The sequence below is a fragment of the Dysgonomonas sp. UBA7630 genome, assembly GCF_002483985.1.
GTDB lineage: Bacteria > Bacteroidota > Bacteroidia > Bacteroidales > Dysgonomonadaceae > Dysgonomonas.
The window spans coordinates 131,058-145,275 of the sequence record NZ_DLIY01000018.1 but is presented as its reverse complement, the minus strand read 5'-3'; the positions used below and the strand labels follow the sequence as shown (position 1 = coordinate 145,275).

10 protein-coding genes and 1 pseudogene are annotated in these 14,218 nt (G+C 37.8%); 6 read left to right on the top strand and 5 right to left on the bottom strand.

Features of this window, described 5'->3' with window-relative positions; all coding sequences use genetic code 11:
• Positions 1 to 26: 26 nt before the first annotated feature.
• The gene (locus tag B3P17_RS07775; protein ID WP_252637785.1) at positions 27 to 1,490 is read left to right on the top strand and encodes a hypothetical protein; all 1,464 of its coding nucleotides are present in this window, start codon (positions 27 to 29) and stop codon (positions 1,488 to 1,490) included.
• 4 nt (positions 1,491 to 1,494) lie between these two features.
• Here B3P17_RS07775 and B3P17_RS07770 read toward each other — a convergent pair whose 3' ends face one another.
• The 4 genes from B3P17_RS07770 to rsfS all read right to left on the bottom strand — a co-directional run bounded on the left by B3P17_RS07770 (position 1,495) and on the right by rsfS (position 5,803).
• Positions 1,495 to 1,857 (bottom strand): DUF1801 domain-containing protein, encoded by a 363-nt coding sequence (locus tag B3P17_RS07770; RefSeq protein WP_252637786.1) that lies wholly within the window; start codon positions 1,855 to 1,857, stop codon positions 1,495 to 1,497.
• 321 nt (positions 1,858 to 2,178) lie between these two features.
• Complete coding sequence (locus B3P17_RS07765) at positions 2,179 to 3,021, bottom strand: phosphatidate cytidylyltransferase (RefSeq protein WP_252637787.1); 843 nt, start codon at positions 3,019 to 3,021, stop codon at positions 2,179 to 2,181.
• Between the two features lie 318 nt (positions 3,022 to 3,339).
• On the bottom strand, positions 3,340 to 5,361 hold the full coding sequence (ftsH, locus tag B3P17_RS07760; RefSeq protein WP_252637788.1) for an ATP-dependent zinc metalloprotease FtsH: 2,022 nt from the start codon (positions 5,359 to 5,361) through the stop codon (positions 3,340 to 3,342).
• 82 nt (positions 5,362 to 5,443) lie between these two features.
• The gene (gene rsfS, locus B3P17_RS07755; RefSeq protein ID WP_252637789.1) at positions 5,444 to 5,803 is read right to left on the bottom strand and encodes a ribosome silencing factor; all 360 of its coding nucleotides are present in this window, start codon (positions 5,801 to 5,803) and stop codon (positions 5,444 to 5,446) included.
• Positions 5,804 to 6,117: 314 nt separating this feature from the next.
• Between rsfS and miaA the strand changes: the two genes are divergently transcribed.
• The 5 genes and pseudogenes from miaA to B3P17_RS07730 all read left to right on the top strand — a co-directional run bounded on the left by miaA (position 6,118) and on the right by B3P17_RS07730 (position 13,400).
• Positions 6,118 to 7,041 carry a tRNA (adenosine(37)-N6)-dimethylallyltransferase MiaA gene (miaA, locus tag B3P17_RS07750; RefSeq protein WP_291104869.1) on the top strand — a complete coding sequence of 308 codons (924 nt, stop codon included), beginning with the start codon at positions 6,118 to 6,120 and terminating at the stop codon, positions 7,039 to 7,041.
• A gap of 268 nt (positions 7,042 to 7,309) precedes the next feature.
• Positions 7,310 to 9,622 carry a GH92 family glycosyl hydrolase gene (locus B3P17_RS07745; RefSeq protein WP_252637791.1) on the top strand — a complete coding sequence of 771 codons (2,313 nt, stop codon included), beginning with the start codon at positions 7,310 to 7,312 and terminating at the stop codon, positions 9,620 to 9,622.
• 3 nt (positions 9,623 to 9,625) lie between these two features.
• Complete coding sequence (locus B3P17_RS07740; RefSeq protein ID WP_252637792.1) at positions 9,626 to 10,624, top strand: glycosyltransferase; 999 nt, start codon at positions 9,626 to 9,628, stop codon at positions 10,622 to 10,624.
• A gap of 38 nt (positions 10,625 to 10,662) precedes the next feature.
• Positions 10,663 to 12,156 carry a glycoside hydrolase family 125 protein gene (locus B3P17_RS07735; protein WP_291104864.1) on the top strand — a complete coding sequence of 498 codons (1,494 nt, stop codon included), beginning with the start codon at positions 10,663 to 10,665 and terminating at the stop codon, positions 12,154 to 12,156.
• 254 nt (positions 12,157 to 12,410) lie between these two features.
• Positions 12,411 to 13,400: pseudogene (locus B3P17_RS07730) on the top strand (PhoH family protein).
• A 119-nt stretch (positions 13,401 to 13,519) separates the two neighbouring features.
• Here the strand turns inward: B3P17_RS07730 and B3P17_RS07725 are convergent.
• Entirely contained in the window at positions 13,520 to 14,167 is a 648-nt protein-coding gene (locus B3P17_RS07725; RefSeq protein WP_252637795.1) for an NAD(P)-dependent oxidoreductase, read from the bottom strand.
• Positions 14,168 to 14,218: the final 51 nt, after the last annotated feature.

The window sequence follows — 14,218 nt, the reverse complement described above, 5'->3', positions numbered from 1 at the left end:
TATATTTAGCAAAAGGAGGAGAAAGTATGATAGATACAGAAGTAAAAGTTCACGATAATTTCGCCTTAGAATTCAAAATTGGTTTTATAACAGACCAACACCAAAAGGATATAAATGAATTCAGGATCAATACGTGGATATTCCTCCCTAACAGCCTAGACATCAATAGGTCTACATATAAGAAAGATGACTTTTACAGAGATGTAAAAAATAACCTTCGCCTGATTACCCCCGTTTATTCTCTCGAAGAAATACTAAAGGCAGGACGTGGCCCTCTTCCCCGCTTACAGAAAGCATTGGATGATCTGGCTGTAGACCCGAACAATGAAGATCTTACAGAAAGTTTTTCTTACCAAATAAAGATGTTCGTCTGCATCGTAAAAAGTGCATTGCGGCGACATGTACAGATTATCGGAAGCACGGCAACAGACGAAAAAATAGTTTCTCACGTAGAGGCTTATATTGCCAACGTGAATGAAATAGCCTTACAGTACAGGGAAAAGTGGGAAGAACTTTCTAATCCCGAAATGACAAAGCAACAGCGGGAGTTGTTTCTATTCGGAGATGACTTTCTGGGTAATATCATAGAACAATATGCCTTTCAGATTATGAAAATACTAAAAGGCAAACCGATATTCGAGACAATCAAAGAAAAGCTATACACCTTAATTGAAAGGGAAAAAGCCCATAAAAAGAAAAGAGGGTTTATGCTACTTGAGAAAGGACAGGAAAAACACAATAGTTTAGTAATCACGCAACGGAATATTCTGAAAAAATTCGTTGAAAGCGACCTGTTCTTACAGATTATCAGAAAGAAAGACGGGCTTTTTGCCCAACAGCTATACTACAGTGTTGCAGCGGGAATCGCTATGATATTTGCTACGATGGTATCTTTCTTCGCCACACTGCGTTTTGGAAATTTCACTACCGACCTTTTTGTAATCCTTGTCTTTAGTTATATGTTCAAAGATAGGATCAAAGATATGATGCGCTACTATTTTTCGTCTAAGCTGGGTAAAAAATACTTTGACTCTAAACTAAAGCTGAGTATACGTAAGCAAGAGATTGGTTGGATAAAAGAGGCATTCGATTTTATAGAGGAAAATAAGTTGCCGGATGAAGTACGAAATATTAGAGCGAGAACCCCATTGGTAGAAGCAGAAAACCAGGTGTATGATGAAAAAATAATTTTATATCGAAAATGGGTAAACCTATCAAAGGATGAGATAGAAAAATACAAAGAGTATCGCCTCTCGGGAATTAATGATATTACCCGTTTCCACTTGATAAATTTCACACATAAGATGGATAATCCATTTATCCCACTCTACTTATCAGATGCAGAGAACGGATATGAAACGATAGAAGGAAATAAGGTATATTCATTGTACTTTATTATACAATGTAAATCCGACGAGGATGAATATTATAAAAAATATAGGGTATTATTTGACCGCAACGGAATAAATGACGTAAGCGAGCTGAATTGATCCTTCACTTTATCTTACCACTCGTATAAAGCTCCAAAGCATCATTCAAAAACTCTTTTATTACCTCAAGAGGTAAATCTTGATTTGGATCAACTCTGAATATTTTCATCCGAGATCTGCTACCCGCTTCCAATTGGGGATGGTTCAGGTATTTTCCTTCAACGAAGAGGATATATGGTTCATCTGTCTTTTTGTCAACCCAAAGATAACATAGAATTTTCGTCTTATAACAGAAGCAAGGCATTCCCCACTTCTGTGTTTCGGAAATACACTCGTCTTGGGTTAATATGATACTTCGCAATGCCAGCAAGCAGCTTTTTTGAGGCTCATCTTTATCCAAATAGAAATTGTAAAGTTCATCAATCATCCTGGTTTTATTAAAAACATGAATATGCTTCCTTTATAATGGACTCGTATGAGGTAATACCTTTACTGTTACAATTCTTTTAATTGTAGCTGTCTAGTTAATAATAGCGAGTCTTAAACCAAAGCTTTTTAAATAAAGTTGACTGATAGGTTTTTACGTCTGTCTTTTTTCTTTTTCTGAATATAGGCATATACCGCAACACTTGAGACCGCAGCAACTAGAGTTATGGCTAATACTTTCTTTGTCATATTATTACGTTTTATTTAAGAACTAGTTAAAGCATAGTAAAGTTAACAACAAAATATCTGAAATCAATATTTTTTAGAAGCAACTTTTAGAATAGTTAATCAAAATCAGGTATAAGAAAACAGCAGGTATAGCCAATATTGTGCTATCGAATCGATCGAGGATACCGCCATGTCCGGGTATCATTCCGCCCGAATCCTTTATACCTAAGGTGCGTTTAATAAGCGATTCGAAAAGGTCGCCCCATGTCCCGAATATGATTGTTATAGCTGCAAATCCTATCCAGCCCAAAGTGGACAGATTTTGATAATAATGAGCAAAAATGAATGAAGACCCGATAGAAACTACAGCCCCTCCGATAAAACCTTCCCACGATTTTTTAGGAGATATACGTTCAAATAAACGATGTTTACCAAAAGCCATTCCTGTGAGATAAGCGAATGAATCATTTACCCAAATAAACACCAATAAAGCTAAGACATATACATAGTGATAGCTTCCCGGAGTGTAGGCAAAAACCAGATAATTAGTGAGGGAAAAAGGCACGGCTATATAAAATTGCCCCAACAAAGAATATGCGATAGAGCGTATAGGGTCGGGACGCTTAAGATACAATTCACCAACAAATAAAACTAAGATGTAGATACAATAAGGTACAAAAGTTACAACAGAAGCATCGACTGTATAATAATAAAAACTACCGATAAAAAGGGAAAAACCTCCAAGCACATTCCATACCCGGGTGAGGGGAACCTTTGCTCCTTTTTCGATCAATCCATAAAACTCATATAACGACAATACAGTTATGAGAGAGAATATAATACAAAAAGTATATTCATTTATAAGGATACCACCTAGTAACAGCCCTACAAATACGGCTCCGGCAATAATACGAACGGCAATGTTAGGTAATCTCAAAATAATAAAGTTTTATTAGTTTGAGGCAAAAGTAGTAAAAATAAGAATATCATGTTTCCCTATTACAGAGGATATTCAGCTAATTCGTCATTCTCAGGTAAATAAATCAGCAATCGTTGGCTTATTTTTGCAAATACACTCGCAATAACAAGTGTTGTTAGTTTTGCATATCGTATCAGTTTTTGTAGTTGTGTAAGTTATGTACCTTAAGTCCTAAATATAAAAGAAAGGATGTTGGATTTAACAACATCCTTTCTTTTACTAAAGTATATTTTTAAATTGATATACTTGTAAACATTTATAAATTAAGACAATGAATTATTCCGACTGATCCTCTTCCGAAATAACTCCGGGGACATCTTCGTTCTTCTTTATCTCTATTTCTATATTATCAGGCAACTCTTCGGCTTCTTTGTATAATTCTTCCGAACGAGAAACCCATTGACGTTCACCAAATACTTTCTTAAGATCATCAGCAAAAATAACCTCTTCTGTAATCAACAAGTTTGCTAGTTTTCCATGTCCGTCAGCATGTTGAAGGAGCAGTTTCTTCGCACGCTCGTATTGCTCACTGATCATATTCCTAACTTCTGTATCTATCAACAGAGCCGTTTCTTCACTATATGGTTTTGTAAAGCCGTAAGCCTCACCCGATGAGTCATAATAACTCAAATTAGGCATCTTTTCGCTCATACCAAGATATGAAATCATCGCATAAGCCTGCTTCGTTACACGTTCCAAGTCGTTAGCAGCACCCGACGATATATGACCGATAAACACCTCTTCGGCAGCACGACCTCCAAGCAAAGCACACATTTCGTCCAACATTTGCTCTTTGGTAGTGATTTGTCTTTCCTCCGGCAGATACCATGCAGCACCCAAGGCTTTACCTCGAGGAACAATGGTAACCTTTACCAATGGATTTGCATATTGCAAGAACCAGCTTAGCGTAGCATGTCCCGCCTCATGAATTGCGATTGTTTTACGTTCATCTAAGGTTGTTACCTTATTCTTTTTCTCCAACCCACCAATAATACGGTCTACTGCATTCGTAAAATCTTCCTTCTGCACAACCTTCTTCCCTTTACGGGCAGCAATCAGTGCAGCTTCGTTACAAACGTTAGCTATATCAGCACCGGAAAATCCAGGAGTCTGTCTTGACAAGAACTCTACATCAACCGTGTCGTCAATCTTAACAGGGCGGAGATGTACTTTAAATATTTCCTTACGATCGTTCAAATCGGGTAGGTCAACTGTTATCTGACGGTCGAAACGTCCGGCACGCAGTAAGGCTTTATCCAGGATATCAGCACGGTTTGTTGCTGCAAGAATAATAACGCCACTGTTTGTACCAAAACCATCCATTTCAGTCAACAACTGATTTAATGTATTCTCACGCTCATCATTCGAACCCATATTCAGGTTACGACCACGAGCACGTCCAATCGCATCTATTTCATCGATAAATATAATACAAGGCGATTTTTCTTTTGCCTGCTTAAACAAGTCTCTTACACGAGAAGCTCCAACTCCGACAAACATTTCTACAAAATCAGAACCTGACAATGAAAAGAACGGAACATCAGCTTCTCCGGCAACAGCTTTTGCAAGCAATGTTTTACCTGTTCCGGGAGGGCCAACAAGCAACGCTCCTTTTGGTATTTTACCACCAATTTCGGTATAACGGGAAGGATTTTTCAGGAATTCAACGATTTCCTCTATTTCTTCTTTAGCTTCAGACAATCCGGCAACATCTTTGAATGTAACACGAAGATCTGAACCTTTATCATATAATTGAGCTTTGGATTTTCCAACACTGAATACTCCTCCGCCTCCGCTGGAACCTCCGCCCGACATACGACGCATCATATAGATAAACAAACCAAAAATAAGAATCACAGGCAAAAACCCGACAAGGATTTCTAAAGGGTTGGTACTATCTTCGTAGCTGACATCAATATCATATTTATATTCGGCTCTCACTGTTTCATAGAAGTCTGCAAACTTGTCTGCCGAAGGAATACGAACAATAATAGCCGGATTAGTACCTGCCCTGTCGGCTTCGCCTTTAAACACGCTCTTTACAGAATCAGGTCTTACAAAAGCTTTTAAGGTACTGTTTTTCCTGTCTACTATTATTTTGTTGACACTATTATTTTTTACATACCCCTGAAAGTCGGACCAGGGAACTTCTTTCGTTACGGTGTTATCCGAAAAGAAATACATACCTATAATGGCAGCAAATACAATGAGGTATACCCAATAGAGATTGAATGGAATTTTAGGTCCTTTCAGATTTGGTTTTTTGGGGCTATTCTCTCCTTTATTATAATTATCCATATTTTTTCCTCACAATGTGTGATTTAGTTTGTTTTCAAAACTATAACAAGCGTAAATAAGATTTGTTTAAATATGCTTTATCTCAATCAATATCAGGGATTGATTCTAGTTTTGCATCCGCCCACAAATGTTCGATATTATAAAAATCACGCAATTCGGGCACAAATACATGAACAATAACCGTACCATAATCTATACCAACCCAACGGCTTTCACGTAATCCGTCGATCAGTAAAGGGCGTTCTTTTTTCTTTTTCTTGAGGTAATCAACAATTTCTTCTGATATAGCAGATACTTGTATAGGAGTGTTTCCTTCGCAAATCACAAAATATTGACAAATAGTACCCGGTAATTCTGTCATATCGACAATGACGATATTTTTAGCTTTCTTCTCTTGGCATGCAGCCACAATATTGTTTACTAAGCTTTTTCCTTCTTTCATTCGTTAATTTATAGAGTCTCTTTTTTTGTTTTAGCCTACAAANNCAAAGTGATTTTTTTAACTTACCACTCATATCTTATAGAAGTACAAATAATTAATTGTGTAAAGATAACTAAGTTCTTAAATTTCTTTCGGGTTTAGAAACCTTAATACCTACTTTAATAAGGATTTTTATCTTTTATTTACATAGAAATAGCTTTTATATGAGAAACAGAATATAAATGCCTGTCAGTTTTGTCATTTTTTGAGACACAAGAAGGAATCAGATATCCTATTATAAGTGAAAATATAAATTTCATTCTAACTTTGTACTTATGAAGAATTATGATCTAATCACCATTATAGGACCAACGGCATCAGGCAAAACAGCATTTGCCTGCCATCTGGCACATACACTCCACACTGAGATCATAAGCGGAGACTCGCGACAGGTATATCGCTCGATGGATATTGGAACAGGAAAAGATCTGTCTGATTATGCAATAAACGGAGAAGAGATACCTTATCATCTGATTGATATTCGGGAAGCCGGCGATAAATATAATATATTCGAGTATCAGCACGATTTTCACAATGTATACACACATATGAAAATCAGAGGCAAACTCCCTATCCTATGTGGAGGATCGGGGCTCTATGTAGAATCGGTACTTAGAGGATATTCATTGGTAAACGTTTCCGAAAATAAAGAACTCAGATCAAAATATGCAGACTATAGTCTACAAGCACTCACACAAATACTAGAGAGCTATAAAACGTTACATAACAAAACTGATGTCGATACAGCTCAAAGAGCAATAAGAGCAATAGAAATAGAAGAGTACAAAAAGGCTCACCCGTTGGAACAGAACGAATTTCCTCCCCTCAATAGTTTAGTTATAGGCGTAGATATCGACCGTGAATTACGTCGAAAGAAAATATCAGACCGTCTTAAAGCCCGACTCGAGGATGGTATGATAGAAGAAATAAAAGATATTCTCTCTCAAGGAGTAAAAGCTGACGACCTAATTTATTACGGATTGGAATATAAATATGTTACTCTATATGTCCTCGGGCAGTTGAGCTACGAAGATATGTATTCGCAATTGGAAATTGCTATCCATCAGTTTGCAAAAAGACAAATGACATGGTTTAGAGGAATGGAAAAAAGAGGAATACATATCCATTGGATAAACGCAGAATTACCGATGAAAGAAAAGATAGATAAAACGAAGTTGTTAATTAACATGAACGAATAGTCTTTTTTGTTAATATTAATTTAAACCTAAGTACTAATTCCCTTTGTTAATGTATTTTTGAAATGATTATTTTTCAATGCCCGATGAGAATAGAAATTTTAACTGCAAGTTTATTTTTAATATACTTCAACAACCTTTTTAGCATGAGTTTCTCTCGCTTCTCTAAGTGAGTATAAATGTTATTATCTAAACAATGCAGTTCAAGTTTCAAAACAAAACATCTAAATATCACAAAATCATAAAAGCAACTTAAAAACCTCAATCAACAATGAAAAAAAAGAAAATAGGAATTCTATTCCTAGCATTAATTGGCTTTCTGGGGACTATTCAATCTCAGAATTATGAGCCGGTCGACTATGTTAGTCCTTTAGTCGGCACCCAATCGAAGTATTCGTTATCTACGGGTAACACCTATCCGGCTATCGCGATGCCTTGGGGAATGAATTTCTGGATGCCTCAGACCGGCAAAATGGGCGATGGCTGGGCATATACCTACGATGCCGACAAAATTCGCGGCTTCAAACAAACACACCAGCCAAGTCCATGGATCAATGATTATGGTCAATTTTCTATCATGCCGGTAACAGGCAAGCCTGTATTTGATCAGGAAAGACGTGCCAGCTGGTTTTCACACAAGGCGGAAATAGCTAAACCATACTATTATTCGGTTTATCTTGCCGATCACGATGTAGTTACCGAAATGGCTCCTACATCTCGTGCGGTTATGTTTCGTTTTACCTTCCCCGAAGAGCAAAACTCATACGTTGTAGTTGATGCTTTCGACCGTGGGTCTTACGTAAAAATTATTCCTGCCGAAAACAAGATTATAGGTTACACAACACGTAACAGTGGTGGTGTACCTGAAAACTTCAAAAATTACTTTGTAATCGTTTTCGACAAACCATTTACATATACAGCTTCTGTTGCCGGAGGAGTTCTTTCTACCAAAAGTCTGGAAGTTAAAGACAGCCACGCAGGTGGTATTATCGGCTTCTCTACCAAGAGAGGAGAAAAAGTACATGCCCGCATTGCTTCTTCGTTCATCAGCCCTGAACAAGCAGAACAAAATCTGAAAGAATTGGACGGAAAATCATTCGACCAGGTAACTGCGCAAGGACGTGCAGAATGGAACAAAACATTAGGACGTATCGAAGTAGAAGACAATAACATCGATAATCTTCGTACATTCTATTCTTGCCTATACCGCTCGGTATTATTCCCTCGCTCTTTTTATGAGATAAATGCAAAGAACGAAGTGGTACACTACAGCCCTTACAACGGAGAAGTTCTTCCCGGCTATATGTTTACAGACACAGGCTTCTGGGATACCTTCCGTTGCTTGTTCCCATTCCTTAACTTGATGTATCCGGAAATGAACACCAAGATGCAAGAAGGATTAGTGAACACCTACAAAGAAAGCGGATTCTTACCGGAATGGGCAAGTCCCGGTCACCGTGGTTGCATGGTGGGTAACAATTCAGCTTCTGTAGTAGCCGACGCTTACCTGAAAGGACTTCGTGGATACGATGCTGAAACGCTGTGGCAAGCAGTCGTTCACGGAGCAAACGCTGTACATCCTACTGTAAGTTCTACCGGACGTTTAGGCTGGGAACACTACAACAAACTGGGTTACGTACCTTACGATGTGAAGATCAAAGAGAGTGCAGCACGTACACTCGAATATGCATACGACGATTGGTGTATCTATCAGTTCGGTAAGAAGCTGGGTAAACCTGAAAAAGAAATCGAAATCTACGCTAAGCGTGCGATGAACTATAAAAACCTTTTCGATCCTGAACATAAGTTGATGAGAGGAAAGAATGCAGATGGTAAGTTCCAATCTCCTTTCAATCCGTTGAAATGGGGTGATGCTTTCACCGAAGGTAACAGCTGGCACTACACATGGTCGGTATTCCACGATCCTCAAGGATTGATCGACCTGATGGGAGGCAAAGCAGGTTTCAACCGCATGATGGACTCAGTATTCAACGTACCGCCATTATTTGATGACAGCTATTACGGAGGTGTGATTCATGAGATCCGCGAAATGCAGATTATGAACATGGGTAACTATGCTCATGGCAACCAGCCGATCCAACACATGATATATATGTACAACTATTCAGCCGAGCCTTGGAAAGCCCAATACTGGGTACGTGAGGTGATGGATAAATTATATACACCTAATCCTGACGGATATTGCGGTGACGAAGATAACGGTCAGACATCTGCCTGGTATGTATTCTCTGCATTAGGATTCTACCCTGTGTGTCCGGGATCAGATGAGTATATCCTAGGATCGCCACTATTCAAATCCGTAACTCTAAACCTAGAGAACGGAAAGAAAGTAACAATCAAGGCAGATAACAACAGCAAAGCAAACCGCTATGTGGAGAGCATGACAGTAAATGGACAACCATATACAAAGAACTACGTGACACACGGAGACCTTCTTGGCGGGGCAAACATCAGCTATAAAATGTCTCCTACTGCCAACCAAAACAGAGGAACAAGCGACAGCGACTTGCCATATTCGTTCTCGAAAGAATATAAGGTAACGAATACAAAAAAGAAAAAATAAGAGATGGAGCAGCCTAAAGTCAGTATTATTGTTCCTGTTCATAATGCGGGCAAATATCTTGAAAAATGTTTGACTTCTATTGTTAGCCAAACATTGAAAGAGATTGAGATCATCTTGGTTCTCGACTGCCCTACCGACGGGAGCAATAATATTGCGGAAGGTTTTGCTGCAAAAGATAAGAGAATAGTACTGATTTATAACAGCGAAAATCTGCATACAGGAATCAGCAGGAATAAAGGAATAGAAGCAGCCAAAGGAAAATACATCGGCTTCTTCGATCACGACGATTATTGCGAGCCTGATATGTATGAGTTGTTATATCAAAAAGCCGAAGAAGAACGTTTAGATGTTGTAAGGTGTAACTTTCTGTGTGTTTATAAAGTAAAATCCGAATATGTAGAAGAAGGATATAAATATCCCGATAATTCTGCAAATGTAACGGATAAAGAGTGGTTTTATGAAAATATATGCAGCGATAAAATTTCGTGCGTTATATGGAACCATCTGTATAAAGCTGATTTTCTGAAACAAAATGCGCTATCTTTCTTAGATTCAAGAAACATTTGTTCCGAAGACAGCATTTTTTTCATAAATGTATACGATAAAATAGATAAGATCGGGCTTGTTCCCGACTTTTTATATTATCATGTCTTTCATTCTAACAATACAGGGAAAGTATACGCTTATCGATCCATCAAAAATAGAATTGCATTTTTTGAAGAATTGTATAAATTCCTGAAAAGTAAAGGAATTGGCGAAAGCAAATGCAATGCTTTCCTATCCAGAAATGTAGTTCGCTCATTTTATAGTGCTTCTCGTCAAGCCATCCTGCTATTTCCTCTCCGGAAAGCATTTGGAGAGATTAATGCATTAAGAAAAAACAATCTGATAATGAGTCAGTTTAGATTCTTATATAAAAAAGAAAATCTATCTGCCTTATTAGAGATGAAACCGACTATTGTTATCTTCTCATTTTTGATTAAATTCGGTACCCGAAAATAGATTATTGATTAAATGTTTTTTAGAAACATGTACTAATTATGAAAAATAACTACATAAAAAAAGGGATCATAGGACTATGTCTAGCCAGTATGACAGCAATGTCGGCCGAAGCTAGTACCTTGATCAAATTAGAAAACAATACAGTTTTATCTCAAGATAACACTGCTATCAAAAAGGATGATCCTTACAAAAGCAATCGTCCTGCGGTAGACAAACGTCTATTCAAATCCAAAGCCGTAGAAAGCGAAATAGTACGCATCAAAAAAATGCTGAAAAATCAAAAACTGGCATGGATGTTTGAAAACTGTTTTCCGAATACACTTGACACAACTGTAAGGCATAGAAAGAGCAACGGAAAAGATGACACTGTCGTATATACAGGAGATATCCATGCGATGTGGCTACGTGATTCAGGAGCTCAGGTTTGGCCTTATGTACAGTTAGCAAATAGCGATCCTGAATTAAAAGCGATGTTGGCGGGAGTTATCCGCCGTCAGTTTAAATGCATAATCATCGACCCGTATGCAAATGCGTTTCTTGATCCGTATGATCCGAACCCCGATCATCAGTGGATGTCGGACGGTACAGCGATGAAGCCGGAATTGCACGAGCGCAAATGGGAAATTGACTCGCTATGCTACCCTATCCGCTTAGCATATCACTATTGGAAAACCACAGGTGATACAAGCATCTTCGATGAAGAATGGCTACAAGCAATCACACTGGTTTTACAAACATTTAAAGAACAACAACGCAAAGACGGTGTAGGTCCTTACTCTTTCCTTCGTGTAACAGACAGAGCGTTGGATACATTAAACAATGGAGGATTGGGTGCTCCGGTGAAGCCTGTAGGTTTAATCGTTTCTTCATTCCGTCCATCGGATGATGCAACCACTCTGCAATTCCTTGTACCATCTAACTTCTTTGCTGTATCTTCTCTCAGAAAAGCAGCCGAAATATTGACCGAGGTAAACAAAAAACCTGCCCAGGCTAAGGAGTGTAGCGCTCTTGCTCAGGAAGTAGAAACAGCATTAAAAGAACATGCCGTTTATAACCATCCGAAGTATGGTAAAATCTATGCATTCGAAGTTGATGGCTTTGGTAATCACCTATTGATGGACGATGCAAATGTTCCAAGCCTTTTGGCTATGCCATACTTGGGAGATGTAGATGCAAATGACCCTATCTACCAAAACACACGCAAATATGTGTGGAGCGAAGACAATCCTTATTTCTTCCGTGGAAAAGCGGGAGAAGGAATCGGAGGTCCGCATATCGGTTACGACATGGCATGGCCTATGAGTCTTATGATGAAAGCCTTTACAAGCAAGGATGATCAGGAAATAAAATGGTGCATAAAAATGCTGATAGACACCGATGCAAATACAGGATTTATGCATGAATCATTTAATGTAAATGATCCGAACAAATTTACTCGTGAATGGTTTGCTTGGCAAAACACTTTGTTTGGAGAGTTAATCCTCAAACTGGTAAAAGAAGGTAAAGTTGGCTTATTGAATGATATAAAATAAAACCAAAATTTTAATATTTAGAAAATCGTGTAAGTGAGACTTACACGATTTTTTGTTTTCTATAACAGCAATAATATTTTGCTTCAGCGTTTCTTTGAAACAAGAAAGATTGACTTTCCAAAATACATTTTTGTTTAAATTAAGAAAAACCTAAAATATTGAAGATTATAATTATATTTGTGAACCATTACATTATATAAAACCCGACTAACCAAATTAAAATCATTATGGTACTTTGTTGATAATTAAACTGAATGATAGAACAAATAATTATTTTAGAACACGTAGACCCTGTAGTCTTTTTCGGCATAAATAATTCCTAAAAAAGCATAACAAAGATTTACTAATCTAAATTACATATCGTTGCACGGGGAAACGCTATCAAAGTAACAGGAAATGCAGAAGATGTTCCTTTATTCGAAGAAAAGATCAGAGAGTTGGAGAAATTCTCTGTCGACCGAAATAAGCTAACTCAAGAAGACATTATAGATATCGTTAAAGGCAACTCTCCCAATGTTGTCAAGCAAGAGAATCTGATTATATACGGAGTGAATGGCAAGCCTATCTCTGCACGCACACCAAACCAACAGAATTTTGTAAATAGCTTTTATAAAAATGATATGGTATTTGGTATCGGTCCTGCGGGCTCGGGTAAGACATATACGGCAATCGCCTTGGCTGTAAAAGCATTGAAAAACAAAGAGGTAAAAAAGATTATTCTGAGTCGTCCTGCTGTTGAAGCCGGAGAAAAGCTTGGATTTCTGCCGGGAGATATGAAAGAAAAAATAGATCCCTATCTACAGCCACTGTATGATGCGCTGGAAGATATGATTGCTCCTGCCAAACTAAAAGACTATATTGAGAATAAAACAATACAGATTGCGCCCTTAGCCTTTATGCGTGGACGAACTCTAAGCGATGCAGTAATCATACTTGACGAAGCACAAAACACAACTGTACTTCAGATAAAAATGTTTCTGACACGCCTTGGGATGAATGCAAAGATGATTATAACAGGCGATGTTACTCAAATAGACCTTCCTACGTCTCAACAGTCAGGGCTTAAACATGCTTTACGGGTACTCAAAGACGTGAAAGGCATTGGTCATATTGAATTTGACAAAGCAGATATCGTCCGTCATAAACTGGTACAAAGAATTGTTGAAGCATACGAGAAAGAGGATAAACGAGAAAAAACCTTAGAGAAAAAAGAAAAGAAAGAGTATGATAAAAAAGAGGTATAACCTCTCCTAAAGGCTTTTATAGGTCATAAATAACGTCATATAGAATAAAAAACGGGTACAATGTAACATTAACATTGTACCCGTTCGGTATTTATAGTATAGTCGTGTATACTAAGCAATTAGTATCCTACAGTGTAATGCTGACGGGAGTGTTTTCTGTTTTCAACCTCATCAGCAACAACGATAGCCAAATCCTGAACAGAAATAGAAGCCGTGCCATCTCTCATAACAGGTTCATCTTTTCCCATTCTGAATCGGCCTGTTCGCCCTGTAGTTATATTTTCATTCATTTCTGTAGGTGGAGAAAGGTATACCCAATCCAGATATGTTTCTCGCCTCAGCTTATCAAAATGATCTCGTGACGCTTTTGCGCCTTCTTTCATTTTAGCGGGGAAATCATCAGTATCTACCAATTGAGTTCCTCCTATATATAGAGTCCCGGCATTGCCTACTACAAAATAGCGTCTGATATTTGCTGCACGAACCGCTTTTTGTATCGATTCATAACCATCAATATAATCGTTATAAAGATTCGGATTGTCCCAACCGGCATTATATGCAGATATTACCATCTGATTATTTCTTAATACTTCTGTAAGGGCATCTGTATCTTTGATATCAACACTCACAGCGGTTAGCTTATCATTCTTCACTGTGATTTTATCAGCATTTCGTGCAATCGCTGTCACTTCATGATCCCTCGACAACAATTCTTCTAATAGTTGAGAACCCACAAACCCGGTTGCCCCAATTAATGCTACTTTCATAATATATACAATTGATTTATAATGTTATTGAAAAAAATAATTACCCTTTAT